22 protein-coding genes are annotated in these 26511 nt (G+C 47.1%); 17 read left to right on the top strand and 5 right to left on the bottom strand.

Annotation, left to right across the window (positions count from 1 at the left end; translation table 11 throughout):
* Nucleotides 1-20: 20 nt before the first annotated feature.
* The 4 genes from Q0090_RS00395 to Q0090_RS00380 are packed head-to-tail and all read right to left on the bottom strand — an operon-like array spanning nt 21 to nt 4651.
* Nucleotides 21-1598 (bottom strand): alkaline phosphatase family protein, encoded by a 1578-nt coding sequence (locus Q0090_RS00395; protein WP_297946290.1) that lies wholly within the window; start codon nt 1596-1598, stop codon nt 21-23.
* The gene (locus Q0090_RS00390; RefSeq protein WP_297946287.1) at nt 1595-2887 is read right to left on the bottom strand and encodes a DUF4105 domain-containing protein; all 1293 of its coding nucleotides are present in this window, start codon (nt 2885-2887) and stop codon (nt 1595-1597) included. Before Q0090_RS00390 ends, Q0090_RS00395 begins: the two co-directional genes overlap by 4 nt.
* 26 nt (nt 2888-2913) lie before the next feature.
* Nucleotides 2914-4062, bottom strand: a complete 1149-nt coding sequence (gene dnaJ / locus Q0090_RS00385) for a molecular chaperone DnaJ (RefSeq protein ID WP_297946285.1) — start codon at nt 4060-4062, stop codon at nt 2914-2916.
* 28 nt (nt 4063-4090) lie between these two features.
* Entirely contained in the window at nt 4091-4651 is a 561-nt protein-coding gene (locus tag Q0090_RS00380; protein ID WP_297946282.1) for a nucleotide exchange factor GrpE, read from the bottom strand.
* A gap of 493 nt (nt 4652-5144) precedes the next feature.
* On the opposite strand from Q0090_RS00380, the gene thrS reads away from it, so the two are divergent.
* The 14 genes from thrS (at nt 5145) to Q0090_RS00310 (ending at nt 20654) form a co-directional block, all read left to right on the top strand.
* The gene (gene thrS / locus Q0090_RS00375; RefSeq protein ID WP_297946280.1) at nt 5145-7097 is read left to right on the top strand and encodes a threonine--tRNA ligase; all 1953 of its coding nucleotides are present in this window, start codon (nt 5145-5147) and stop codon (nt 7095-7097) included.
* A gap of 119 nt (nt 7098-7216) precedes the next feature.
* On the top strand, nt 7217-7828 hold the full coding sequence (gene infC, locus Q0090_RS00370) for a translation initiation factor IF-3 (RefSeq protein ID WP_297946277.1): 612 nt from the start codon (nt 7217-7219) through the stop codon (nt 7826-7828).
* A gap of 131 nt (nt 7829-7959) precedes the next feature.
* The gene (rpmI, locus tag Q0090_RS00365; protein WP_040580681.1) at nt 7960-8157 is read left to right on the top strand and encodes a 50S ribosomal protein L35; all 198 of its coding nucleotides are present in this window, start codon (nt 7960-7962) and stop codon (nt 8155-8157) included.
* A 143-nt stretch (nt 8158-8300) separates the two neighbouring features.
* On the top strand, nt 8301-8645 hold the full coding sequence (gene rplT, locus Q0090_RS00360) for a 50S ribosomal protein L20 (RefSeq protein WP_004333375.1): 345 nt from the start codon (nt 8301-8303) through the stop codon (nt 8643-8645).
* 312 nt (nt 8646-8957) lie between these two features.
* A complete protein-coding gene (locus Q0090_RS00355; RefSeq protein WP_297946265.1) occupies nt 8958-11147 on the top strand; it encodes an ATP-dependent Clp protease ATP-binding subunit in 2190 nt (729 codons plus the stop codon).
* Nucleotides 11148-11183: 36 nt separating this feature from the next.
* Nucleotides 11184-13253, top strand: coding sequence for a molecular chaperone HtpG (htpG, locus tag Q0090_RS00350; RefSeq protein WP_297946262.1), 2070 nt, complete (start codon nt 11184-11186; stop codon nt 13251-13253).
* Nucleotides 13254-13580: 327 nt separating this feature from the next.
* A complete protein-coding gene (locus Q0090_RS00345; RefSeq protein WP_297946259.1) occupies nt 13581-14453 on the top strand; it encodes a permease-like cell division protein FtsX in 873 nt (290 codons plus the stop codon).
* Between the two features lie 122 nt (nt 14454-14575).
* Nucleotides 14576-14821 (top strand): DUF3098 domain-containing protein, encoded by a 246-nt coding sequence (locus Q0090_RS00340; RefSeq protein WP_297946257.1) that lies wholly within the window; start codon nt 14576-14578, stop codon nt 14819-14821.
* Nucleotides 14818-15660 carry an undecaprenyl-diphosphate phosphatase gene (locus tag Q0090_RS00335; protein WP_297946254.1) on the top strand — a complete coding sequence of 281 codons (843 nt, stop codon included), beginning with the start codon at nt 14818-14820 and terminating at the stop codon, nt 15658-15660. The genes Q0090_RS00340 and Q0090_RS00335 overlap by 4 nt, the downstream gene beginning before the upstream one ends.
* 19 nt (nt 15661-15679) lie before the next feature.
* Nucleotides 15680-16465, top strand: coding sequence for a tRNA pseudouridine(55) synthase TruB (gene truB, locus Q0090_RS00330; protein WP_297946252.1), 786 nt, complete (start codon nt 15680-15682; stop codon nt 16463-16465).
* Nucleotides 16466-16552: 87 nt separating this feature from the next.
* Nucleotides 16553-17602, top strand: a complete 1050-nt coding sequence (queA, locus tag Q0090_RS00325; RefSeq protein ID WP_276774287.1) for a tRNA preQ1(34) S-adenosylmethionine ribosyltransferase-isomerase QueA — start codon at nt 16553-16555, stop codon at nt 17600-17602.
* 18 nt (nt 17603-17620) lie between these two features.
* Nucleotides 17621-18109: a 2-amino-4-hydroxy-6-hydroxymethyldihydropteridine diphosphokinase gene (gene folK, locus Q0090_RS00320; RefSeq protein WP_297946246.1), complete on the top strand. Its 489-nt coding sequence runs from the start codon at nt 17621-17623 to the stop codon at nt 18107-18109.
* Entirely contained in the window at nt 18106-19512 is a 1407-nt protein-coding gene (gene mnmE / locus Q0090_RS00315) for a tRNA uridine-5-carboxymethylaminomethyl(34) synthesis GTPase MnmE (protein ID WP_297946243.1), read from the top strand. The genes folK and mnmE overlap by 4 nt, the downstream gene beginning before the upstream one ends.
* Before the next feature lie 446 nt (nt 19513-19958).
* On the top strand, nt 19959-20654 hold the full coding sequence (locus tag Q0090_RS00310; protein WP_297946240.1) for a hypothetical protein: 696 nt from the start codon (nt 19959-19961) through the stop codon (nt 20652-20654).
* 140 nt (nt 20655-20794) lie between these two features.
* Here the strand turns inward: Q0090_RS00310 and Q0090_RS00305 are convergent, their stop codons facing one another.
* Nucleotides 20795-25036, bottom strand: coding sequence for an ATP-binding protein (locus Q0090_RS00305; protein WP_297946237.1), 4242 nt, complete (start codon nt 25034-25036; stop codon nt 20795-20797).
* A gap of 370 nt (nt 25037-25406) precedes the next feature.
* On the opposite strand from Q0090_RS00305, the gene Q0090_RS00300 reads away from it, so the two are divergent.
* The 3 genes from Q0090_RS00300 to Q0090_RS00290 all read left to right on the top strand — a co-directional run bounded on the left by Q0090_RS00300 (nt 25407) and on the right by Q0090_RS00290 (nt 26423).
* Nucleotides 25407-25628: a type I restriction-modification system subunit M N-terminal domain-containing protein gene (locus tag Q0090_RS00300; protein ID WP_297946234.1), complete on the top strand. Its 222-nt coding sequence runs from the start codon at nt 25407-25409 to the stop codon at nt 25626-25628.
* 48 nt (nt 25629-25676) lie between these two features.
* Nucleotides 25677-25826, top strand: coding sequence for a hypothetical protein (locus tag Q0090_RS00295; RefSeq protein ID WP_297946231.1), 150 nt, complete (start codon nt 25677-25679; stop codon nt 25824-25826).
* 231 nt (nt 25827-26057) lie between these two features.
* Nucleotides 26058-26423 carry a hypothetical protein gene (locus tag Q0090_RS00290; protein ID WP_297946228.1) on the top strand — a complete coding sequence of 122 codons (366 nt, stop codon included), beginning with the start codon at nt 26058-26060 and terminating at the stop codon, nt 26421-26423.
* Nucleotides 26424-26511 lie beyond the last annotated feature (88 nt).

The following is a 26511-nucleotide window of genomic DNA, read 5'->3' as shown; positions in this document are numbered from 1 at the left end:
GAGGGGGGTAATCTTTTAGGTCAAAGCCACTCTTCGAGAGGGCTACCTTGAACCCCCGTAGGAGGCCTTATTCGTAGGATGTATGCCAGAGTGGGGGCAAGTGCCACCATCTCAATGGGTCGTGTTATGCGTTTTGCCTTCCCTCCCGGATGGGCGATAATCAGCCAACAAGGCAGGGGCGACAGAGCCGTAGGAGGATTATTAAGATACTCAACATTACCCTCCGAAACATACGTTGTGGCATCGAGCCGAACTAATACATCAGCTCGGCCGGAAAGAGGGATAGCCCGCAGCATTCGCATGGAGAGGTTATCTCCCGGGGTTGCTTCGCTCACCGCAAAGGCCTCTGCCACGCCATCCATCTCTCGCATTAGGGCAGCCGTACGCAGTTGCAGCTCCCTAAGGGATAAGGCCTTGCGCTCTATAAGGGTACGATTAAGGTAAACGGCATCACTCGTTGCACGCTCTACCCAATTCTCTTTACCATAGAGAGCCGAGAGATAGAGGTTAATCAAAGCCGTAGCCTTGGCCGGAGAGTAGAGAGGCTTTTTGATCGAATTACTAGGGGGTGTTAGCTTGGCAGCTCCCGCAATACGAGGAGCTGAGGTGACAACAAAAAGGCAGTGCTCTGCACCAAAAGCCTTCTCTGCCACCTGCAATAGAGAGCCAATAGCTTTATCCGCTCTGAGGTAGGCATCGAGAGCCTCCGCACTATACGGAGAGTAAGGCGTACCCGCATGCTTGGGAGCTAAGGGGTAAGTAATGTTGAGGATGGTAGGTGCAGAAGACTTTTCTACGGCACTCTCTTGGAGTAACGCCGTGGCAAAACGTGTAATTTCGTCCCCCACCAAGGGAGAAGAGATATACTCACGATAAGCATGAGCACCTACAAAAGAATATCGGAAATCTCCCTCAAGAGGTTGGGGGAGATAGTGAGAAGGCAAAGGAGAAGAGGCTCGGCGCAGAGGCGTCCAAACCTGCTTGGCGATTGTATTCCTAAGCGATTGGGTGGCTCTATTTACTTCTGTAAAAGCCTTGGGAAGAGCCGGATAGTAAGCCGACGAGGCCCACATGCCATTCGTCTCATCAAGCCAAAATGCTCCGGAAGCCCCCGTTGCAGCCAACGTAAGAGCCTCAGGAGCAGTAGCACTGATAGCATAGACAGAGGCCTTCCCCTGCGTCACGTCCCTTAGTACATCCCCTACCGTGCAGTAAGATAAGCGCTCGGGAGAGAGACGGCTAGACGTATTGACACCTCGTTGAGAAGAGCGGAAGAGCTCCGTATAGTCGGTGCCCCATCCCAAATTATGCTCGCGCGGATAACAGCCGCTTACAAGAGTTGCAAGGGCACTTTGCGGCTCAGCAATGGGGAAGCCATAGTCGGCATTGGTATACAAAACGCCCTCAGAGAGTAGGCGCTTTAGCCCATCTTGCCCTAATAAAGGAGTGTAAGTCTCGAGTAAACTGCTCTCAGCCCCCTCTAAATGGATGCACAGCAAGAGGCGTGGAATATCACGAGCCTCTAGAGGTCGAATGCTGAGTGCAGAGAGTACAACCAGCGAAGTAAGTAACCGAGACCACCCTCCCCCTTTATTCATTGCCGAGCTTTTTTTAGATTAGCTGTAACTATCAAACGAAGAGATATCACCACACTGCCCAAAGCCCATGCAACAGGAGCCAAATTGGGCGTCTGCCAACCTGCAAATACAATCAGTAAGACATAAAGTAATTGCAGACCTATATTGATAAGATGGTACCAGTAGCTCCAACGCGAGTAGGGAGCAAAAAGTATAAGAGGCGCCCCCACAAAAAGGTGTAGAGGATGCAACGAGATGAGGTTAAGGTTAGGCCATGTAAGAGGATGCAATGATAAGAAAGAAAGAAAAAATAGCACTACTCCCACCAATCCCAAAACGGCAAAGTACCCGGCATAGAATATGCGACATCCCTTGCGACCCTTACGATCTATGGCACAAACAACAAGTACCCCTATTAGAAGAAGAGCCGCCAAAGCTCCCGGATGTAGGTAGAATGGCGTAGGGGCAACCATCGAAGGCTCTGCCGTGCGTATATAAGAAGTCTCGGAGAGTACGAGCTTGCGCTCCTCGCCTTGCTCATCCACAATACGAGTATAACGCATTATATCAAGCAAATAGAGAGGAAGAAAAACCTGCTCCCTCACCTCTACTTTTTCATCCGCAGGCATCCCTAAAGCTAAGTCGGTCCCCAGCTTGAGCCATGCCCACTTAGTGCTGCAATGATCGATCATACTACGCCAAGTGACCCCAAGAAAAGGCTTGAGATCCTCGGGATACAACAAGCGCCCTTGTATTGCTTTCTCTAAGATGGCAACAGGGCGCGTAGCGCAATTGTCGTAGACGACATTGTATCTATACTTAGCATTTTCGGGAAGAGCATTATCCATAAGGAGAGCCTCCACCTTTCTTGCTTCTTCCGGTTTTAGATTCAACACCAACTCATATACATCGCACCCCTGCTCTGTGTAGCTGTGTACATAGTCCGCCGTGTATTGAGCTGCGAGCATGTAATCATCGGTACGCCCTGCAATAAATTTCGCCGTAAAGTTGGGGGCATCGTAATCAAAAACCCCATAGTTGTATACCCGGTCTGTAAGCCCCACGCCCCCTTGTATTCGGATGGCCGCATGACCATAGATCGTATAAATAGCCTCGTCTCTTGGCGGGACAATCAGCAGACTCACCGTAGGGGTGGGAATGCTATCCAGCGAAGGGCTAAATGGAGTTGCCGTATGTTCCTCCTCGACAGGCTCTGCCTGCAGGGGAAGAACCGCCAAGAGGGATAAAAGCCCACTCAGCAGACTACAGAATAGCCAACAACTCCAAACATTCTTATTTTGTTGCTTCATAAGCGAATATCGATGCGGGTAGGCGACTAGCGAGCCAGCATCTCCCGATATTTCTTATCAATAAGTTCTCTATCTTTTGGCGTGGGCATAAAGCTGGGCTTTGACGCCATCTTTTCGACCAATTCACTTTCCTCTTTGCCCAACGTTTTTGGGATAAATACATTCACATTGATGAGTAAATCCCCATGGCCATAGCCCCGAACACTGGGGAGGCCCTTGTCCCTGAGACGAAGGATTTTCCCCGGCTGAGTGCCTGGCTCTATGCTCACTCGTGCCACTCCATCAATGGTAGGAACCTCGACCTTTCCCCCCTGTATAGCTATATGCACGGGGATGAGAAGATTATATATAAGATCATTGCCATTACGGATCAAATTGGGGTCTTCAATCTCCGAGAATAGCACGATCAGATCCCCATTTTCCCCTCCATGAGGCGCTGCATTTCCCTTGCCTCGCAGGGTCATCTGCATCCCTTCGCTGGCTCCGGCGGGTACATCAAAGGTTACAAGTTCTTCTCCATTTTCGATACCCTCGCCATGACAATGAGCACAAGGTTTCGTTATCACCTCTCCTGTACCGTGGCAATTTTGACACGTTGTTTGGGACTGCATTTGCCCAAAAGGAGTACGGACTACACGTGAGGTCCGACCCGTTCCGTGACATACGGAGCAAGTGCTTTTCCCATCCGACTCTGTAGTACCCTTTCCGTGACAGATGCTACAAGCCACCTTCTTCTTGACCTTGATCTTCTTAGTCACCCCCTTGGCTATATCGCGCAGGGTCAGGCGAATATTGACCCTCATATCAGTACCCTGAGGTACTACAGGTCCGTCATTTCCGAAGCCTCCGAATCCGCCAAATCCGCCACCGAATATATCTCCGAAGTGACTGAATATATCTTCCATAGACATACCGCCACCCGAGAATCCTCCGGCACCGGCGGCACCATCGACTCCTGCATGACCCAAGCGATCGTAGCGTGCTCGCTTATCGGCATCGCTCAGTACGTCATAGGCTTCGGCTGCCTCCTTAAACTTCTCTTCAGCCTCCTTGTCTCCAGGATTTTTATCAGGATGGTACTTGATGGCCATCTTGCGATAAGCCTTTTTCAGTTCTTCTGCTGTGGCGTTTTTGTCCACACCAAGTACCTCGTAATAATCTCTTTTTGTTGCCATATTATCTATAATTGCTCCGAGATACTATTTACTCCCCTACTACCACATCCGCAAAGCGAAGTACCTTGCCATTGAGAGTATATCCTTTTTTGGTGCAATCAATTACTATACCTTTTTGCTCTTCACTTGGGACCGGCACCATGGCAATAGCTTGCTCCTTCTCATCATCGAAGGGCTGCCCTATCGCCCTGATCTCCTCTACTCCATGCCGTGAAAGATAATCCGAAAATTTACCACAAATAAGTTCTACGCCCTCCCGCAAAGCAGAGACATCACTAGCCTCTCGAATATTCTTGAGAGCCAATTCGATGTCGTCGACAACGGGCAAGAGGTCAAGCAAGATACGCTCCCCTCCATTCTGTATCAAGTCGGCTTTTTCCTTTATTGTGCGCTTGCGAAAGTTGTCGTACTCGGCCACCAGACGCAGATACTTATCGTTGGCCACAGCCAACTCCTCCTTTATTTTGGAGAGCTCGTCTTGCGCCTCTTGCTCCACTTCGGGGGCATTCTGGGGGACTGTTTCCTCTGTATGCTGAGACTTGGCAGCGTTCTGCTCAAGTTCTTTTTCGGTCTCTTTTTTTTGCTTCATATCTTCATTCATCCATTGCAATGTATCTAATCTCGTTAAGGGGAACCCATCCACTCGCCTTAAACTGCCGGTAGGGTCGTCCCCCGAGACGGAAATACAAAAACTGGGCCAGAACCTTACTAGTAGGTGCATATCCGACAATTCGGCTACAAAGATAGCGTATTCACCTCATCCGCAACCGGCCAGGGGAAAACGAAGTCTCAAAAGAGGTTCAAAATAAACTCGCCTGAAGTTTGAGAATTTGCTGCCCAAGATTTTCCGAAAAACCAGCCTATATCCCTCAAAATCTCACCCTAGAAATATTTTGTTATAGGCCTGAAAAAGAAAAACAACAGGCCTGGAAATTTCCGAGAAACAACTCCCCAGGAAAAAGTGGCTGATTGGGTATAAAGTTGTAACTTTGCACAGAATTGTTCTGTGAAAGACCGCATGACACCTACTCCTAGGGGTCAATGCCGGGCATTAGAACAATAGAGGAAGAAAAGAAAAGACTATGATAAAGATAACGCTACCCGATGGATCGCAACGCGAATGCCAAGAGGGTGTAACTCCGTATCAGATAGCAGAGGAGATCAGCTCTCGCCTCGCTCAAGACGTTTTGGCAGCAGAGGTGGACGGAAAGATTGTTGACCTATCCACTCCCCTTACGAAAGATGCAAACGTAAAACTCCTCAAGTGGGAAGACGAAGGGGGTAAGCACGCCTATTGGCACACCTCCGCTCACCTTATGGCTGAGGCTATACAAGCCCTATACCCTCACACTCAGTTTGGGATAGGACCCGCCATTGAGAATGGGTTTTACTACGATATAGACACAGGCGATACCGTGCTCAAAGAGAGTGATTTGGCAAAGATCGAGGAGAAGATGCTCGAGTTTGCCAAAGAGAAACAACCTTTGGCTCGCTGCTCCATCAGCAAGCAAGAGGCCCTCAATCGCTTTGCAAACGAGGGGCAAACCTACAAAGTAGAGCTAATCAACGACCTAGAGGATGGTACTATTACCACCTACTCTCAAGGTAGCTTTACCGACTTGTGCCGAGGCCCTCACCTCCCCAACACAGGGTACATTAAGGCTGTAAAACTGCTCAGCGTAGCCGGGGCATACTGGCGTGGCGACGAAAAGCGCAAGCAATTAACACGTATCTATGGTATCACCTTCCCAAAAAAGAAGATGCTCGATGAGTACCTTGCCGTACTCGAAGAGGCCAAAAAGCGGGACCACCGCAAGATTGGCAAGGAGCTAGAGCTATTCGCTTTCTCCCAAACGGTAGGTGCAGGGCTTCCCCTTTGGCTCCCTCGTGGTACTCGACTTCGCCTCCGTCTCGAAGATTTTCTCAAGAAGATCCAAAAAGACTTTGGCTACCAACAGGTAATGACGCCCCATATCGGGAACATCGAACTTTATAAGACCTCCGGGCATTATGCCAAGTATGGGGCAGACTCATTCCGCCCCATCACCACGCCTCAGGAGGGTGAGGAATTCATGCTTAAACCCATGAACTGCCCTCATCACTGCGAGATCTACCGCATCAAACCGCACTCTTACCGAGACCTTCCGGTACGCCTTGCCGAGTTTGGTACCGTATACCGCTACGAACAGAGTGGTGAGCTACATGGTCTCACCCGTGTACGTGGCTTTACCCAAGACGATGCGCACATCTTCTGTATGCCCGAGCAGGTAAAAGACGAGTTCCTCAAGGTGATGGATATCATATTCATCATATTTAAGGCCCTCAAATTTGAGAACTTCGAAGCTCAAATATCACTCCGCGACAAAAACAATCGCGAGAAATATATCGGGAGTGATGAGAATTGGGATCGTGCCGAACAGGCTATTATAGAGGCCTGCCAAGAGAAGGGACTGCCTGCTGTAGTTGAGTATGGAGAAGCCGCTTTCTACGGGCCCAAGCTCGACTTTATGGTCAAAGATGCCATTGGCCGTCGCTGGCAATTGGGTACAATCCAGGTCGATTACAATTTGCCGGAGCGATTCGACCTCGAATACACGGGCGAAGACAATCAGAAGCACCGCCCTGTGATGATCCACAGAGCACCTTTCGGCTCCATGGAGCGCTTCGTTGCTGTCCTTATTGAGCACACCGCAGGCCGCTTCCCCCTTTGGTTAACTCCGGATCAGGTTGTCGTGCTACCTATCGGTGAGAACTTCAACGAATACGCTTATAAAGTCAGGGACTTCTTGGCCGATCACGACATAACCGCAACGGTAGACGACCGCAACGAGAAGATCGGTAGAAAGATACGAGACAACGAACTCAAGCGCATTCCTTACCTCCTAATCGTGGGTGCACAAGAGTGCGAAAACGAAACCGTTTCTGTAAGAAAGCAGGGAGAAGGAGACCAAGGTTCCGTAAAATTAGCTACCTTTGCGGAGAAAATCTGCCAAGAGGTGGATGATGAAATGAACGCCTGGCAGCGAGACCGCTGATAAACAGAGCCTTACACAAGACTCGAGCGTAGAACAACTCATCAGGATCACCACTCTGGAGATATAGAAGAAAAGAAACAAGAATATTCAGAACCCTCAACCCCTTAAGAAAAAGGATAGTGAACGACAACAAGAAGCATAGCGGCAATAACAACAATAGAGATCAGCATCGTATTAACGAAGCCATTACAGCACGCGAGGTTCGTCTCACGGGCGATAATGTGAACCAAGGTATCTATCCCATACAAGAGGCTCTACGCATAGCAGATCGTGCCGGTCTCGACCTTGTAGAAATTGCTGCAGAGGCCAATCCTCCCGTTTGCCGGGTGATTGACTACCAGAAGTTTATCTATCAAAAGAAGAAAAAGCTCAAGGAGCAAAAGAGCAATTCTGTAAAGGTCGTAATCAAGGAGATCCGCTTCGGTCCCCAAACAGACGATCACGACTACAACTTTAAGCTCAAGCATGCTCGTAGCTTTATCGGGGAAGGTTCGAAGGTAAAGGCCTATGTATTCTTCCGAGGTCGCTCTATCCTTTTCAAAGACCAAGGGGAGGTACTCCTACTTCGCTTTGCTACCGATTTGGAAGATATAGCAACAGTGGAGAGCATGCCTTCGCTCGAAGGAAAACGAATGTTTATGATGCTCGCCCCCAAAAAAGGAACAGCACCAAAGAAACAACAGCCCAAGCCTCAAGTGGAGACCCAAGCTGCAGAAACAGAAAGCAAGTAACAAAGAGAGTGCTATTTCACTTCGATCTCCTTTTAAGAGAGAGGGAGAAGGCTGTAAACAGAAGGGCATAGGCGTGCCCCATGGTTGCAGGAAGTAGTACTGAAAGTTTCACGAATAAATTAGAAAAGAAAATGCCTAAACAAAAGACTGTATCGGGAGCAAAGAAACGCTTCGCGATCACCGGATCTGGGAAGATCAAGAGAAAACATGCTTTTAAGAGCCACATTCTCACGAAGAAGAGCAAAAAGCGCAAACGTAATCTTACGTATAGTGGGTTGGTAGAAAAGGCCAACGTTGCCAGCGTAAGAGAGATGCTCGTTATGCGTTAATAGCAACTTCTCCTGTATCAATTAACCACATCCGATCAGAAGTTTTTCAGAGAAAACGAAGTTTCACCGAGGGGCAAGCCCGATAAAGAGTTCACGAGTAGCATCGACTACCGAGAGCCGCTGCCCATCAAAAACGAATTATTATGCCAAGATCAGTAAATCATGTAGCATCTCGCGCAAAGCGCAAGAGAATACTTAAACTAACTCGCGGTTACTACGGTGCTCGCCGCAATGTATGGACCGTTGCCAAGAATACTTGGGAAAAGGGTCTTACCTATGCTTACCGCGATCGTAAGAATAAAAAACGCAACTTCCGCGCACTTTGGATCCAACGTATCAACGCTGCAGCTCGTATGGAAGGGATGTCTTACTCTCGTCTCATGGGAGCTCTTCACAGCAAGGGTATCGAGATCAATCGCAAGGTTCTAGCAGACCTCGCTATGAACAACCCTGCAGCTTTCAAAGCTATCGTAGAGAAGGTAAAATAAACCCTACAACAGAGACTCTCTTCTCTTGGTACGCTAGTACCCTACTCTTAATAGCCATCGTAAAATGGCGCAATAGAGGGGAAAGAGGAAACAAGAGAGGAGCTTTTAGGTTTACATCACCAAGAAGGGCAATCACTCAAGGCATGAGTTGATTGCCCTTCTTTTTTGCTATCTATCCCCAACTCTGAGAGGATGACAGGTTGTCTTTTGGCACAGTTTTTGTAATTTCCTCCTAATAATCAGATAGCCTCGAGAGTATTTAGCTCCGAGACGACACTTGCACGTTGCAAGAGTCTGAAGCAAATAATGAGAATGAAGTGCATTATGGACTACAATAATATAAAGCAAACCAACCACCTCAGGGGGATGGATCCAGACCGAGAAGGGACAACGGTTCTCAATGGCATTAGCCAAGAGGACTTTGAGGAGTCTCTGCCGGATAAAAACAACGAGGGGGCAAGCAATTCCTCTTCAGGCCCATCGTCTGAGAGAGAGAAGCACAAAGACCCTCAACTCAAAGCCCTCTCTACCTTTGGTACAGACCTAACAAAGCTTGCTCAGACGGGTAAGCTAGACCCCATGATTGGGCGGGAGAAGGAAGTGGAGCGGCTTATCCAGATCCTATGCCGTCTCAAGAAAAGCAATCCGGTACTGATCGGAGAGCCGGGAGTGGGCAAGAGCGCCATTGTAGAAGGGCTAGCCCAACGCATTCACGACCGTACAACTCCTCATATCCTACACGACAAGCGCATCATCTCCCTAGATACAGCGCTACTCGTTGCGGGCACTTCGTACAGAGGCCAGTTTGAGGAGCGATTAAAATCCGTCGTAAAGGAGCTCAAAGAGCATCCCGAGATCATCTTATTCATAGACGAGATCCACACCATAATAGGAGCCGGCTCCACCCAAGGGAGTATGGATATGGCCAATATACTCAAGCCGGCACTCTCCCGAGGAGAGATCCGCTGCATAGGGGCAACTACTCTTGCGGAGTATAGCAAAAGCATTGAGAAAGATGGGGCACTGGAGAGACGATTCCAGAAGATTATTGTCAATCCCACCACCCCCGAAGAGACCCTCAACATCCTCAAAAACATCAAAGGGATCTACGAAAAATACCACAGAGTACACTATACGGATGAGGCTCTGGAGAGTGCTGTAGAACTCACCGATCGTTATATATCCGACCGATACTTCCCCGATAAGGCAATAGACGCAATAGACGAAGCCGGGGCTCGGATGCATGCCAACAATAGCGAACCCTCCGAAAAAGCAAAAGAGCTGGAGGAGAGAAGCCAATACTATAAGGAACAAAGGTTCGCAGCCATCAAGGCCTCTAACTACGAACTTGCCGCCTCTTGGCGCGAGAAGGAGCGTGATATACTTGCCCGCATGGAGCAGCTCGCCTCCGAAAATGAGGAACTAGAATCGGTATCAACCATCACATCCGACCACATCGCTCAGACCGTGGCGCTCATCACAGGCGTCCCTGCAGAGCGTATTGCCAAGGCTGAAACGGAACGACTAAAGGCGCTAAAGGACACCCTCAGCAGCATTGTTATCGGACAAGACGAGGCCATCGACAAAGTATCACGAGCCATCCAACGAAATCGCTTGGGGCTACGCAACGAAAAGCGTCCCATCGGGAGTTTCCTATTTTTAGGTTCTACCGGGATTGGGAAAACGTTCCTTGCCAAGAAACTCGCAGAGCAATTATTTGGGGATGAGGATGCTATTATCCGATTGGATATGAGCGAATACTCCGAAAAGTTTACCACTTCTCGTCTAGTGGGTGCCCCTCCGGGATATGTGGGTTATGAGGAGGGAGGTCAACTCACCGAGAAGGTAAGACGGAAACCCTATTCCGTTGTCCTACTCGATGAAGTAGAGAAGGCCCACCCCGAAGTATTCAACATGCTGCTCCAAGTTTTGGACGAAGGGGCCCTAACAGACAGCCTCGGACGTAAGGTAGACTTCAAGAATACCGTAATCATCATGACGGGGAATGTGGGAAGCCGTCGGGTCTCTGAGTTCCGATCGGCATTGGGATTCCGTACCGAGTCTGAGATGAGTAGCGAATCGGCTTCTGAGTACACACAAAACATCATTGATAAGGAACTCAAACGCACTTTTAGCCCGGAGTTCCTCAACCGCCTTGATGCCGTAATTCACTTCTCTCACCTCAGCGAAGAGGCTCTCCTACACATTGTCGAAAACGAACTAGCCGTCTTGCAACAACGAGTAGCACGGGAGCAATATCGCTTTGAGATCTCCATGGAGGCCAAGCGCTGGCTGGCACAAAAGGGGTTTGATCCTCTCTATGGAGTACGACCTCTGAAGCGTCTCCTACAAACCGAGATCGAAGATAGGTTCACAGACTTGATACTCGATGGAGCCATCTCACAAGGAGATTGTGTGGAGTTCGTATTAGAGGATGGAGCTCTCAAGGCTAAGGTACCCTCTAAGCAAGAGCAACTCGAGCCTGCAGAGGTGGCTCAATAATCTAGAAAAACAAACAATCAGTCGTCAAAAAATAACATGGCAACAACAGGAAAAATTGGGGTAACAAGCGAGAATATATTCCCCATCATCAAAAAGTTTCTCTACAGCGAACATGATATCTTTTTGAGAGAATTGGTATCGAATGCCGTAGATGCCACTACCAAACTCACCACTATTGCACGTACCGATACTAGTGTAGGCGAATTAGGAGATCTCTCCGTGCGCGTCGATTTGGACAAGGATGCCAAAACTATTACCATCACGGACAGGGGAGTAGGTATGACCCGAGACGAAATTGACCGCTACATCAATCAGATTGCCTTTAGTGGGGCTGAGGAGTTCCTAAAGAAGTACGAGGGGAGCGAAGCCGCCATCATTGGGCACTTTGGTCTAGGGTTCTACTCGGCCTTTATGGTAGCACATACCGTAGAGATTGATACGCTTTCCTATCAGCCCGGAGCAGAAGCTGTTCATTGGTCTTGTGATGGTTCTCCGGAATATACTTTGACTCCTTCCAGTCGTACCGATCGTGGTACCACCATCACCCTCCACGTAGACGAAGATAGCCTTGCCTTCCTAGAAAAAGAAAAAATAGGAGCTCTACTCGATAAGTATTGCCGCTTCCTCCCCATCCCCATCTTGTTTGGCAAAAAGGAAGAATGGAAGGATGGCAAGATGGTTCCCACCGATGAGGATAATCAAATTAACGATACCAACCCTCTATGGGTACGTACGCCCAATGACCTCAAAGAGGAGGATTACAAAGAATTTTACCGCTCTCTCTACCCCACTTCAGACGATCCTCTCTTTTGGATTCACCTCAATGTAGACTACCCATTCACCCTAAAGGGGGTACTCTTTTTCCCTGATATTAAACCCAATGTAGAGCTACAAAAGAATAGAATTAAGCTGTTCTGCAATCAGGTCTTCGTTACCGACCATGTAGAAGACATCGTACCCGAGTGGCTCACGCTACTCGAAGGGGTAATAGACTCTCCCGATATTCCCCTAAACGTAAGCCGTTCCTATTTGCAAAATGATGCCAATGCTCAAAAGATCGCACGGCACATCAGCAAAAAGGTATCCGATAAGCTGGCAGAACTGTTCCAGAACGACCGCAAGGGGTATGAGGAAAAATGGAATTCTATCGGACTATTCGTACATTACGGGATGCTCACCGACGATAAAGCATATGATCGTCTCTTCCCCTCCATGCTCTTCCGAGATTGCGACAACAAATACTTCACCTTCGACGAGTATCGCACTCTCATCGAAAGCCAACAAACCGACAAAGACGGGAATCTTTGCATCCTCTACACCACCAACAAAGAGGAGCAATTCCTATCCATGCGTGCGGCTACCGATAAGGGATACAGCGTAATTGTGATGGATGGACCTCTTGCGCTCCCTCTTATGAATATGCTGGAACAGAAGCAAGAGAAGGTGCATTTTGCCCGCGTAGATAGCGATACCATAGACCGCCTCATCGTAAAAGAGGAGACAAAGAACGAGTCTCTCGACCAGCAAGACGAGGAGCTTATCAATAAGTTATTCACTCAAACGGCTCCGCAAGAAGAGGGACGTACCTTCCACGTGCAGGTAACAACGAAAGAGGTCACCTCCGCCACCGCCCTACCGGTTGAACTCATCCAAGGGGAGTGGATTAGGCGTATGAAAGACATGAGCAAGTTCCAACAAGGGATGGCATTCTACGGCACTTTGCCCGATTCGTTTAACCTCGTGGTCAATGCTTCTCATCCTATCGTGCGCACACTTCTCTCGGAGCTCAAGAACAATTCGAAGGATTCTCTTCAGTCCCTCCAAGAGGATCTAAAGAAACTCCACGATGAACGCGCCGAAGTAGTCAAGGAGATCGGAGATAAAAAGGAAGAGGATATTCCAGAGGATCTGCGTACTCGCCGAGGTGATATTACCAAAGCAATCGACGAAAAGAGCGAGCAACTCACCTCCCTTATTAAGGCATTTGCAGAAGGTGCCCCCCAGCTTGCACAGCTTTGGGACCTCGCTCTTCTGAGTCGTGGTTTGCTCTCAGGCGAGCGTCTACACGACTTCATGACACGCTCTTACGGCCTAATAAAGCAATAAGAACCAGAGAACTAAAGACCCGAGTTTGTAGGTAGTAATACCTACGCATTATCTCCGGAGGTGAAGGAAATCTAATCCATTTCTTTCACTCCGGAGATTTTTTTTGGATCGACCGGCCGTGGGCAATCGATGCACTACGAACCACAAGAGGCCCCCACAACAGGGGCAACCGGGGAGCAAAATTGCCTGAATCATGAAAAGATAGTAACTTTGTAGGCGGTGAAGTTATGCACTAAAATGAGCGTTGTATCTCGCAACATCGTCTCATATAGCAACAAATTTACCAAACAGAAATAGAGACAGACAGCGTAAGAAAATCCTAGATATATGGCACATCCCAAGAAGAGGAAGTATTCATTTCACACTCGATTTATTGCTATCATAAGTATTGCCATCCCCCTCTTTATCCTAGGTTGGGTTGGTATTCTTGAGTCGGTACAAAAGGGGATGGAGCGCGAAATGCGCGAGGGGCTAACCTTCACTATCAATCTTGACAAGGAGATGGAGGGAGAGAAAGCAGAGGCCTTGAGTCAAGAATTAGCTCAACATAGGTATATCAAGGAGGTGCGCTATATTTCTCCGGCAGAGGCAGCAAAAGACTTGGAAGAGGAGTTAGGAGAAAATCCGGAACTGGTGCTTGGTCACAATCCTCTACTCCCCTCTATCGAGTTGCACCTCAATGCCGAATACACCGACCCCGACAGCCTACCTTTGGTTGATGCCTACATAGCATCGATAAATGGAGTGGATAAGCTCTCCTACCGGCTAGATATGTTCTCTACGGTAGACAAGAGGATGAGCAAAATTTCCTACATTCTTTTGGTTTTGATCGGGCTCTTGCTCCTGATCGCTATCGTACAGGTAAACAATACTACCCACCTTATGATTTATACCAAGCGTTTTTTGATCCGTTCGATGACGTTGGCAGGGGCAAAGTTTGGTTTTATATGCCGCCCCTTTTTGCTCTATAGCTTGATGAACGGCCTGTGGGGTGGCTGTATTGCCGTAGTCTTGCTGCTTGCTTCTCTCTGGGGGGCCGATCGTTACATGCAGCAAGCCATAAGCTATCTCTCCCATCTACATTGTGCCATTGTGATGATAGCTCTTCCCCTTCTCGGGATGCTACTATCCCTTATCACGGCACTCTTTGCCACTCGCCGTTACATCCGGATGGATGGAGGTCGCATGGTGCTAAGCTAAAGAAGAAATTAACAAGATAAGGGGGCAGCTTCTCTCTTTTTCTTCGCACCTCACCTCGTAAGAGAGAGGGCAAGTTATCCGAAAGAGAAAAGCATCTCCCTAAGTATCAATCCATACAATATATGATTTTTGGCAAGAAGAATTACGTGCTTATGCTCGCATCTATAGCCCTCGTAGCTATAGGCTTTATCCTAATGATGGGCGGAGGCTCTGAGGATGGTATCAGCTTTAACCCGGCTATATTCTCGGCTCGTCGCATTATAGTAGCACCTGCAGTATGCCTTATAGGGTTTGTACTTATGATCTATGCCATCATGAGACAAGACAAGAAAAAGAAAAATAAATCCGAAGAAACGCCTCGCCAATGACCATCTTAGAGTCTATTGTCCTTGCCATTGTAGAGGGGCTTACAGAGTTCTTACCCATCTCCTCCACGGGGCATATGATCTTCACCCAAGGGCTCCTTGGGATGCAGAGTACCGATTATAGCCGTGCCTTTACGGTTATGATTCAATTCGGAGCCATTCTGTCCGTAGTTGTTCTCTACTGGCGTAGGTTCTTCGTTCCCGGGAAGCAACAGATGGGTGCCACCGGTGATAAATCCACTCGTTGGAAAGACTTCTTCCTCTTCTACCTCAAACTCGCCGTGGGGTGCCTCCCTGCTGCGGTGCTGGGCTTGCTCTTCGAAAAGCAAATTGATGCCCTACTTGGTAGTGTTTGGGTAGTGGCAACGATGCTGCTCCTTGGTGGCGTACTCATGGTCTTTGTAGACCGCCTATTCAGCAAATCTCAAGGGGAAAAGATTACCTTTGGCAATGCTCTTTGGATCGGCTTTTTCCAATGTATTGCCATGATACCGGGGGTATCTCGCTCCATGGCCACCATCGTGGGAGGGCAGCAACAGGGTCTGAGTCGTAGAACGGCTGCCGAGTTCTCTTTCTTCTTGGCCGTCCCCACTATGTTTGGCGCTACCCTACTCAAAGCCTATAAACTCTACAAAGGCTTTGGCTCAGCCATCTTTGTCGAGAACTGGCAGACCCTGCTTATTGGCAATGTAGTAGCCTTCCTTCTCGCTCTTGTAGCTATACGATTCTTCATCAACTTCCTCACACGCTATGGCTTTAAGGTATTCGGATACTATCGTATTGTCGTGGGGATTCTCATCCTCACCCTACTGGCTTGTGGGGTAGAACTTACGATTGATTAAGGGAGGGCATAGCGCAAAGATGAGCGAAATAGTACTGCATACTCGCACGCAAGATGGCAAGCCTATCGCACCCCTTACCCTCAGGTCGGGGAGCATTATTGCCGTAGACAAACCCCTCGATTGGACCTCCTTTGATGTGGTTAATCGCTTCCGCATCATGGTCAAGCAAATGGTTGGACTCAAGAAAATCAAGGTAGGGCATACGGGTACATTAGATCCCAAGGCAACCGGGCTACTCCTCCTCTGTACGGGGCGAGCCACCAAGCAAATAGAGCAACTAATGCTCGACAGAAAAGAGTATGTGGCCACCCTCAAATTTGGAGCCACTACCCCATCTTTTGATCTTGAGCACCCCGAAGATGCCCATTACCCCTATGAGCATATAACTCGGGAGATGCTAGAGGAGGCTCTTCGGGAGTTCCTCGGCACAACGCTGCAAGTGCCCCCTATATTTTCAGCCGTCTCCGTGGGAGGCAAGCGTGCGTATGACCTTGCACGTAAAGGAAAGGATTGCCAACTAGAGGGCAAGCCCATTACGATTCACGAGCTAGAGGTGGTAAGTTTCGAGCCTCCCTATGCAACTCTACGGGTGAGTTGTGGCAAAGGCACTTACATACGCTCTCTCGCTAGAGACCTTGGGGAGAGGCTCCAAAGTGGTGCCTACCTCACCGCTCTACGGCGCACGCAGCTGGGCAATGTACGGGTAGAGGATAGTCTCACCCTGGCTGAGTTGCCCGATTTTCTAGCCCATGCAGAACTAAACGAAGAGGGATTCGACCCCATTGTCCCCCCTACTTCGAAGTAGCATCTGCCCCTAAAACTAAAAGGAGTAGAAAGGCTAATTTCCCCTCTGCTCCCCCTATATTGATAATGATTAAATACTAAGATAGCTATGAAACTTTCTGAGTTCGACTTCGACCTTCCCCAGGAATTGATCGCCTCACATCCGGTAGAGCACCGAGATGAGTCCCGTCTTATGATCCTACATCGTAAAGATGGCTCTATCGAACATGGTATTTTCAAAGACATCCTCAAATACTTCGGAAAGGGAGACACTTTCGTTTTCAACAACACCAAGGTAATACCGGCTCGCCTCTACGGCAAGAAAGAGAAGACAAATGCCAAGATAGAGGTCTTTCTCTTGAGAGAACTCAACCCCCAAATCAAGCTATGGGATGTACTTGTAGACCCCGCTCGTAAGATCCGTATCGGCAACAAACTCTACTTTGGGCCCGACGATGGTCTCATGGCTGAGGTTATTGACAATACAATCAATGGCGGACGTACCCTCAGATTCCTCTACGATGGCTCTCACGAAGAGTTCAAGTCGTACCTCTACGCTCTGGGCGAAGCTCCTCTACCCAAGTACATGGAGCGAGATGCAACCGAAGAGGATTTGGAACGCTTCCAAACCATCTATGCCAGCGAAGAGGGAGCTGTTATTGCTCCTGCAGCAGGGTTGCATTTTAGTCGTGAGCTACTCAAACGCTTAGAAATTGCGGATTGCCGTCTTGCGTACCTTACCCTACACAATGGGTTGGGCAACTTCGAAAATCAAGATATCGAAGACCTATCTAAGCACAAAAAGAACAACGAACAGATGTTCATCGGGCCCGAATGCTGCGAAATTACTCGCAAAGCCCGTGACGAAGGGAAGCATATCGTAGCAGTGGGTACTTCCGTACTTCGTGCCCTCGAAACCGCCGTAAGCACCGATGGATATGTAAAGGAATTCGATGGCTGGACCAATAAGTACATCTATCCTCCCTACCCTATCGAATTTGTAACGTCCCTTATTACCAACTTCCACATGCCGCAATCGCTCCTTCTCATGAACGCAGCTGCTGTGGCAGGATACCAAAACATTATGAACGCCTACGAAGTGGCAAAGCAAGAGAAGTACCGCTTCGGAGCCTATGGCGATGCCATGCTTATTATCTAGATAGAAGGGGGTTCTTTGATGGAGAAATTGGCTCCGCTTAGTTTGGTTTACCTATCTCTCGGGAGCAATCAAGGAGAGAGATGGGAGTTGCTATCGCTTGCTATCCACAAGATAAGGGACGAAGTAGGCTCTATTGCATCCATTGCTCGTTACATAGAAACCGAACCTTGGGGCTTTAGCTCTCCGCACCCTTTTCTCAATACGGCAGTAGCTGTCTACACGCCTCTCACGCCTCTCGAACTGCTTTCTCAGACGCAAGCCATAGAGCAAGCTCTGGGGCGTAGGCACAAGCACCTCCCCCACGAAGCCTATCAAGATCGCCCCATCGACATTGATATTCTGTTATATAATCAAGAGGTAATAGAGCAAGGTGATCGGCTCCAAATCCCTCATCCTCAGATGCTCAAGCGCCTCTTTGTGCTGGAGCCCTTGGCCTCTATTGCCCCCACACTCGTGCATCCCCTAGCGCAGCAACGCATCGCCTCTCTTCTCTCCCAAGCCTCATGAATCTAGATCATCTCACCGACGAATCCACCATTTGCGCCCTTGCTTCGGGCCGTGGTGGCGGCATTGCCCTCATCCGTGTATCGGGCAGTCAGGCTCTCCCCTGCCTCCAACAGATTTTCTCTCCCCATAGAGATAGTTGGACTCCCCGCCATGCCTACTACGGAACGATAAGTCGCTCGGGAGAAATCTTAGACGAAGTGGTGGTGACCTATTACCAGGCACCCAACTCCTATACGGGTGAGGATCTCGTGGAAATATCCTGCCACGCCTCCCCCTACATCGTACAAACGCTCCTGCGCTGGCTTGTGGCAGAGGGATGCCGCCCGGCACAACCGGGAGAATACACCCTCAGGAGCTACCTCAATGGTCGTCAAGACCTAGCCGAAGCGGAAGCCGTTGCGGATGTGATCGCAGCCGAGAGTGCCGCCCAGCACCGCCTTGCCTTGCAGCAATTAAGGGGAAAATTAAGTCAAGAATTAGGTTCTCTGCACGATCAATTACTCGAGTTTGCCTCGCTGCTCGAGCTCGAATTGGACTTCAGCGAAGAGGATGTTGAGTTTGCCGATCGCCAGGCCTTGCGCACTCTTGCCACCGCTATCCAACAACGCATCGGGCAACTCATTGGCAGTTTTACCCAGGGGAAACACCTCAAAGAGGGCATCCCTATTGCCATTATCGGACAACCCAATACGGGTAAAAGCACACTACTCAACGCCCTACTGGGAGAGGATCGCGCCATTGTAAGCGATATAGAGGGCACCACTCGCGATAGCATCGAAGAGAGACTGGTGATAAAGGGAGTGCTATTCCGCATCATAGATACAGCAGGCCTGCGCCATACCCAAGACCCTATCGAGCAGCTGGGAATAAAGCGAGCGCTACAAAAGGCAGAAGATGCCGCCCTCAGCCTTATCCTCCTGGATGCATTACGTGTACAGAAGGAAGGGGTAAATCCGTCTCTAGAGCAACTCACCTCTCTGCCGCTATCCCCCGAAAATCGACTCGTCCTCCTCAACAAAATCGACCTTCTAACTGAGGAAGAGCTGGAGGCGTTAGCCTCAGAGGTTAGCTTGGCATTCCGGCAGATGCCCGTCCTACTATCGGCAAAAGAGGGGCGTGGACTCGAAGAGTTACAAGAGCTACTCCTCGAGAAAAGCGGAATACAAGAGGGCAATACCGAAGAAGAAACGTTGATTACAAACGAACGGCACCTGCACGCCCTAGAGAAGGCCGCCACCCATCTTCGGACTGTGTTGGAGGCTCTGGATGCCAACGTATCGGCCGACTTTATCACGCTGGACCTCCGTTTCGTGCTCGAGGCGCTCGGCGAAATCACGGGTCACACCATCACCGGAGAGGAGGTGCTCCACTCCATATTCGCTCACTTCTGCATCGGCAAGTAACTTCTGATTATCAACGATAATCAAGTATCACCAAAAATCACAAAGGCACTCATTATGAGTGCCTTTTCTTTTGCCCGTCCTGTGCGTTAGGCATCATTCAGAGCCGTTCTTTCGCTCATTCTTGTACCTTATTTGTACCGCACGTAGCTCTCCAATCCTCCAGCCTCTCTCGTATATACCGAGATACTAGACAAAGTTGAATATGGTTGAATATGGAATAAGATAGGATAATCATATCGAGTGAAATGAGAATGCAAAACAAGCTCTTTCTTCATCACTCCCCACCTCTGAAACTGAAAGTTTTATCGGAGAAGTGAGTGAGAATCCATAGAAGCCCTTGGCGAGGGGCTTTTCGACAGCAATATACCTGCCGTAGATGTCGCAGAACTCGTATTCCAGCGTAAACTAAGAAATCAAGTTAATAAGAAACTAAAACGCTGAAGATTATGAACGACCAAATCAACGTCCTCCTCGAAGTACTCGAAGAAATTAAGCAACAGAATAGAGAACTCAAAACGAGTATCTCCAATTTACCACAACCAACAGAGTCACAAGGCGAAGTTGAGAACAGGAAAAATCTCGCAGGAATCGCCAAGATTTTAGAGGAACAGCTGGATTTTCATCGTCAATTTAGAGAGGAACTTTGTCAAGTGATTGCTAAACTTGGAGAGAGCATCCACGAAATGAAGTCAGGCATTGCCGAGGTGCGGATAAGTCAAGACGAAGCGACCGACAAACTCTTGACAGAACTCCAAACTAAACAAACTACACCCGAAATAAAGCTCTCCAAATACTACCTTTTCTATGTCAAACGCTGGGCAGAATGGCTCATATGGGGTGTGATGGTTGCTGTCCTTGCCTGCGTCATTGGTTGGGCGACACATCTCTATGGTGTCAATCAAACCCTTGATAGTCATGCTCTCCGCTATCGTATCCTACGAATGAAGCTCGGCTATACACAGCCAAACATCGCCAGTCTTGACAGCCTCTTCTCGGCTGAGGACTCAGACGACAGCATCCGCAAGTTCCGCTCTCGTGTCACGAACTACGAACTCGCAGTCGAACGCCAAGCCGAACTACACCTTCAACAGCAACGTCTCTCTCAAGAGCAAGAAGCCCTCTCTCAACAACTGAAACACTAAAACAATAAACCGCCTAATAGCATCCTACGAATGCCATTAGGCGATTGCCTTATTCTTCCTATTTTTGTTCTATTAGGAACGGAAGACCGAATTATATGTCAAGAACTTTACAACATCTCAAAAGATATACTTCAGGATACTTATTCCTCTGAGTCATTCTCTTCTATGTTATAGTATGAACTACTTTTGAACTCTCCAGACTCAAAATAGACTAAATCTGAGATATTTAGTTTTCCCGCCCATCCTGGTTTAATAGAAAATCCGAGAACTTGCTTCTCTCCCAAAATGCTCCAAAAAACACTTAGATTATTGGCATCAAGGGTTTCTAAGAAGTCTTTTTTTCTTACTAGCAAACATTTAGGCATGTTATACTCAATGCTAGGGTCGAAACAAATTACTTCTCCTTCAGCATTGGCAAGTATTCCCTCTACATCTGTATACTGTAGATTAAGTAGACAAAAAACGAGTTCTGAAGGCTTATAGAAACTAATGGACTCATCTTTGGAGTAGTCATGCTCGCTCTCCCATAAATGTTGGATTGCAGTCTTTGCCACTTTACAAATAAACTTTCGATTTGTACGTCTATCGTAAAAGTTGTCCCAGTTATTACCACCGTAATACTCTGATCTAAAAGTATCATTAGCAGATGCCCAATAATACTCTCGACTAAACATTTCGTATCGAACCTTGCTTTCAGATAGTCCACATCCTCTCAGATTAGAGTTTTCCAAGTAACCAAGTATCTTGGGAAGATCTTTTTTGTGGACGATATGACTACTCAAGTCATAGACTAGTCTCTTCTTCAGACTATCACTCTCCTTTTCATCTAAAGGACCTGGTTCTCTCCAATCTGGGCGCATATTCAGAACAAGCCACTCTACTCCGTGTTCATCAACAACTAAGACTTGGTCTATTGGATTTAATAGATCATCTTTCAAGTGTACCCAATCTCTATTTGAATGCTCCCAGTTTGAATAAGATAAGGGAGGGAACCAGTTCTTTGCAGTTTTTTTCTTTTCATTTCTGCGGAGTGTTATAGTTGGGTCAATATCTCTAACAAATGGCTCCCAAGGCCCATCATATAGAGGTTCTAGGTTATTTCCATATCGATTATAGGAAAAGGTACAATTGTCAGAAACTCTCGCTAGTAACTCATGAAAAGCAATCCATTGGTATTTTTTACCAATCCTTTCTTCATGGTGGCTGTGTCGTCCCATATAGCCAATGCTCTGATCAAACCTTCCATGCTTCTCTATATCATAGCCATACTTCTCGACAATCTGTTGGACTGCTAGATTGCTTAATCCATCTACATCTATATCCCAATGAGACAAGGCGCTAGCAAAAATATATCTACCGAAATCCCCATAGCCACCAACTCCACGTCCATATTCCGTGGTCATAGAGCTTATGATATTGGTTACTCCTGTAAAACCTTTCTGAGCATGGCCAAACTCATAGCGATCGATATCTTCGTTTGAAGGAAAACTATCGGGTAGCTCACTTCTGAATCGTGGGCGAATCCGATCTAAATCAAACTCAAATTTATGTCCTTTAAAAACTGCGTACTCAATTATACCCTTGGCATAGTCTCGCAAAAGGATATCGGGAACAACCTCTTCTGTGTTGAATATCAATTTAAATACCAATTCTCCAAATGGCTTTAGAATCTCTATATTGCCTGTCCGCACGGCACAACCATAGGCAACTGCATAAATTCGTTGGAGAACATAAGGATCATTAATTTCCTTGAATCTTTCCATAAGTTGCATCAACACGTGTATTTTATCTCTAAGCAGACAAATTAGAGCTTTTGTTGAGGAATCACGTAATGTCCTATTACAGCTTACCAAAAACCATATCATTGTCTGGCTCATCAATCTGACTGATTCATCTGATAGACTTTCTCTAATATCATCAATCCAAGCCCAGTCTATAATGCGCCGAATCGTCGTTGGAGTATCTGAATCACCTGGGTACATATCATGAATTAGTTGAGTCCACCAAGCGTCACGGTCTGCCATAGAAAGAGGAGCAAGAACATTATGCAAGAAATCGCTATTAAAGTAGTGCCCAGGATTAGAGGTAACCAATAAAATTGTGTCTATAAAGCCTTTCTCATACTCGGAGCCTACTATAGTTGCTTTAATGTAGCTAATTTGCTTATCACTAAGAGTCTCCTTCTTTCTCCAAATAATGCTTTCGATAAAACCCGAAATAACAGGCTTGAATGCCTTCGCATGCTCAGCTACTTCATATAGTTCCAGTCCGATTTTCTCTGGCAATTGTATAGACAAAGCTTCAATTAATCCTTTGTTGTGATAAGCACTATGCCGATCCCATAGGACGCATCCCAGTTTATTATTCCTATCAGAGAATGTTCCCTTTGGATTTCCTTTGTCTAAATATTTTTCTAACAAGTAGGAGGCTATCAAATGATCGCTGAACCGCTCGTAAGCTATGTATATGCCCTCAATAGGATTACCTCCTTTATCCCAATAGATATTTTCAGTCAATAGTCCCTCAGAGATTAAATCTTGAAAGAATTGAGATTTGTCTAAAATACTTTTCGCATCCTCAAGATTTTCAATAAAACTGAAAGCATCCTCATAACTCAGGTAAGAGTTGTTCGTCTCTGCAATCCTTTCTGCTATTCTTTTCAGAACCTTATGAGCTAAAAAAAGTTTTCGTGGATAATTGTACTTGTCAGATATTTTCTCATTTACAACATCTAAATAGAAGTTTAGAATACTGCTAATCCCTTCATACCCATCTGGAATTTCGTGAAGCCCTTTTTTGAATAGTCCTTCACAGAATAATTTGAGAAACAAAGGATTTGAGAACTCTGGATGAAGCAGAGGAATACTTGGCTGTTTAATCTGATAATTGTCAAAAAACAGCTTAGAAGCATTGTATTCATATCCAGAGAAGCCAGAGTGCATGATTTTAGTTACCCCCAAGCGATCTATATTGGGAACGAGGAGTTGTTCGTAGGATGTTCTCAAACTCAAAACGAGTCCAACATTAGGGAATCTCTTGAGAGCAGTAATGAAGCCTGAGATATGATCCTTCCAAATATTTTTGCCCTGCCCTTCATTGATCGCATCTATGAGTATGAGAGCTCTTGCTCCAGATGCTTCTGCCTTAGCATTAAGTGCTCCTAGAAAAGTATCTCTATCGCACTGGAGCTGTAGAAGTTTTCTTATTTGAGTCCAAGGATCTTCTGTTGTGGCAAATTGCTGACCTAGGAGTAACAGTGTATACGCCCCTTGTTTTTTCCGATTTCGTGCGATATCGGCTAGTAGATGTGACTTACCTACACCAGCCTCTCCACGCAAAATAAGAATCGGTCTGTTTGATAAGTCGACAGATGAGCTACTAATAAACTTTCTAAATTGAAGAATCGATTCTTTTAGTTTTTCCAATTTATTAATCTCAAAGTCGTGCTTGGATGAAAAATGAATACTAGATGCTCCCTCTCCATGGTCTGATTTTCTTGCCCCATATTCATAAAGCTTATTTATCAGAGTACTTATCTTGTCTCGTATGGCATCTAAAAGATTAGTCAATCGGTCTTGAGGAATAATGCTAACTTCTACAAAATCAATCTGATTAATAAGGCTTGTAATTTCATTATATAATAGATAGATTTCTTGTATTTCAGCTTGAAGCTCTACTATACCCATTCGCAACATATGATTGTTGAACTCTGTCTGAAGTTTACGAAAACACGTATCAAATTGAAATTGAAAACATTTATCCCTTGATAAACCTTGCAAACTCCTTGATATTGGCAATTGAAAATTGAGTTCAGGTGTATAACGCACACCGAGATTAGAAATACTTTCTTCTAACTTCTGACTAAACCAACTATCGGAGAATTCCTCTTGACCGAACCAATAGTACCGTCGACCAGCATGTTCTGATTTGCTCAATCTATCAAATATCTCCGAATCACCCCAGTATTCAAACTCGATCTTACGCCCTTGCCTGTGAGCAATCTTTGTCCAAGCAGTAACCCTTTCATTCCACCTATCCAATAAAGATTTTCGACTACTAATTCTTGCATTTGCTCTATCCAGTGGAATACAGATATAATACCTTGTCAAACGAGGGTGCTTCGATAGAGCTGTTTCAAACGATTTTTTAAGTTGATTCCATTGAGAATCCCCCATGGAGTTGAAGAACTTAGCTTGCCAACCAAATTCATCACCATTATCTAGGATACAATAGGCCTCAACTCCTGCATCGGGAGCAGCTACTCTTACAAACTTCTGCTTACCCTCTATGGTCTCTGCTCTTGCCAGCTGACAAACGAGTTCTTCAAAGGCATTCTTTTGGTCTCCATTATAAGACCTGAGTTTAGTCCATTCTATATTCATATGTTTTATCTTGAATCATTTCAGACTCATTGAGAGGATTATATATCTCAAAGATAATGATATGCTTTGGGATATATTAGGCTAGAGGTCTGTATTTGTGGTATCTCTAAATCTCCGCGTAGTATGGCCCACTAGAATTATTTCTACCTACTCTTATCCGAAGAGCCCCCCTAGATTAGGAGTCAGCTCACAATCTATCTAAGGCACATAGCACTTCCTACCTAGTCCACACTTGAGGCTCAGAGCGGGAGTGAATGGATGGAAAGCCTAGGCTCGTAATTTTGAGAAGCTAGGCTTAGCCTGAGGCGAGGTCATGTCAGCCACTCAAGATTTTTTATCTTTGTTCTATATAACGAATTAGAACCATCGTATGACCGAACAGGAACTTGCCAATGTCATTTGGGATATTAAAGAGATTATCCGCAACCTCTACGACGATGCCGAGGTCGAGGATGTCATCCTCCCCTTTACGCTCTTGCGCCGCCTAGACTGCGTACTCGACCTACACCGTGCCAGCATCATGCAGGAGCTAGAACCAATGCGTGATAAACCCGAGACTATGCGTCGCATGAAGCCCCGTAGTCTGATGTAGCAACATGGGCTCACCTTCTTCAATACCTCTGGGCTATCCCTAGAGCTCTTGCTCGGAGCTCCCGATCAAATTGGCACAGCCTTCCAAGCTTATCTCGATGGCTTCACGGACAATGTACGAGACATCTTGGCGAACTTCGTGCGTACCGATACCTCGGGTGACCTCATTGACCTCTCGCGCATCTATAGCCGAGCGTAGTGCTCGTACCTCTAGCTTTGTCTATGACGAGGAGGCACTCAAGGAGCGACTACACGAAGCCTTCGAGCCGATATTTGCTCCATTAGTTGGGCAGATACGTCCGCTTAGAGAGGTCATTGACTCCCTCCTACATATGCTCTCAGAGAGAGCAGTATCCCTCAGCTTGATGAGGTCGATGGCCTGACCAAGACAGCTCTAGGCAATCTATACTGCAATGAGGCTCTAGAGGCGATGGATAGGCGCACATACTTGAATTCGCTCTTGACGAAGTACGAGACCTTCCTCAAGAAGCTATACTATCTCATCCACAGCGAGGACGTGCCTCGTAACCCTAAGACGCCCACCAAATCAGCTGGACTCGCCGAGTGTATCTTCGCCTTTGATAGTCTTAGGGGCTTGAGGTATCGTACCGATGAGGTTGGGCAGGCTTTCTCTAAGCATCTCGATCGTGTACGCGCTTGGCGCAACGAAGAGTCGCATCTAGCCCCCGAGGCGAGCGAATCTGAAGTACAAGTCACTGTCGGTATGCTGGTGGCTCTATATCTCTATTTCGTGGCTTATTCGATTACCGACCTTGAGAGTACAGGCCGCCTGTAATAGGTTCATATAGCTGAAATAGAGAGCAAGTGCATTAGGAATGCAGGATCCTAGATACCCTAGTTTGAACGTTCCTAATGCACTTGCT

This window comes from uncultured Porphyromonas sp. (assembly GCF_938023125.1).
GTDB lineage: Bacteria > Bacteroidota > Bacteroidia > Bacteroidales > Porphyromonadaceae > Porphyromonas.
The sequence above is the reverse complement of the archived record's forward strand: the minus strand, read 5'-3'. Positions and strand labels throughout refer to the sequence as shown.

Coding starts and splice junctions, on each gene's coding strand:
- Q0090_RS00310 (WP_297946240.1), top strand. CDS start 19,959: ATGAACGACCAAATCAACGTCCTCCTCGAAGTACTCGAAGAAATTAAG.
- truB (WP_297946252.1), top strand. CDS start 15,680: ATGAGCGAAATAGTACTGCATACTCGCACGCAAGATGGCAAGCCTATC.
- Q0090_RS00305 (WP_297946237.1), bottom strand. CDS start 25,036: ATGAATATAGAATGGACTAAACTCAGGTCTTATAATGGAGACCAAAAG.
- Q0090_RS00380 (WP_297946282.1), bottom strand. CDS start 4,651: ATGAAGCAAAAAAAAGAGACCGAAAAAGAACTTGAGCAGAACGCTGCC.
- Q0090_RS00355 (WP_297946265.1), top strand. CDS start 8,958: ATGAAGTGCATTATGGACTACAATAATATAAAGCAAACCAACCACCTC.
- Q0090_RS00300 (WP_297946234.1), top strand. CDS start 25,407: ATGACCGAACAGGAACTTGCCAATGTCATTTGGGATATTAAAGAGATT.
- Q0090_RS00290 (WP_297946228.1), top strand. CDS start 26,058: ATGGATAGGCGCACATACTTGAATTCGCTCTTGACGAAGTACGAGACC.
- queA (WP_276774287.1), top strand. CDS start 16,553: ATGAAACTTTCTGAGTTCGACTTCGACCTTCCCCAGGAATTGATCGCC.
- Q0090_RS00340 (WP_297946257.1), top strand. CDS start 14,576: ATGATTTTTGGCAAGAAGAATTACGTGCTTATGCTCGCATCTATAGCC.
- thrS (WP_297946280.1), top strand. CDS start 5,145: ATGATAAAGATAACGCTACCCGATGGATCGCAACGCGAATGCCAAGAG.
- htpG (WP_297946262.1), top strand. CDS start 11,184: ATGGCAACAACAGGAAAAATTGGGGTAACAAGCGAGAATATATTCCCC.
- Q0090_RS00395 (WP_297946290.1), bottom strand. CDS start 1,598: ATGAATAAAGGGGGAGGGTGGTCTCGGTTACTTACTTCGCTGGTTGTA.
- dnaJ (WP_297946285.1), bottom strand. CDS start 4,062: ATGGCAACAAAAAGAGATTATTACGAGGTACTTGGTGTGGACAAAAAC.
- rplT (WP_004333375.1), top strand. CDS start 8,301: ATGCCAAGATCAGTAAATCATGTAGCATCTCGCGCAAAGCGCAAGAGA.
- folK (WP_297946246.1), top strand. CDS start 17,621: ATGGAGAAATTGGCTCCGCTTAGTTTGGTTTACCTATCTCTCGGGAGC.
- Q0090_RS00335 (WP_297946254.1), top strand. CDS start 14,818: ATGACCATCTTAGAGTCTATTGTCCTTGCCATTGTAGAGGGGCTTACA.
- Q0090_RS00345 (WP_297946259.1), top strand. CDS start 13,581: ATGGCACATCCCAAGAAGAGGAAGTATTCATTTCACACTCGATTTATT.
- rpmI (WP_040580681.1), top strand. CDS start 7,960: ATGCCTAAACAAAAGACTGTATCGGGAGCAAAGAAACGCTTCGCGATC.
- Q0090_RS00390 (WP_297946287.1), bottom strand. CDS start 2,887: ATGAAGCAACAAAATAAGAATGTTTGGAGTTGTTGGCTATTCTGTAGT.
- mnmE (WP_297946243.1), top strand. CDS start 18,106: ATGAATCTAGATCATCTCACCGACGAATCCACCATTTGCGCCCTTGCT.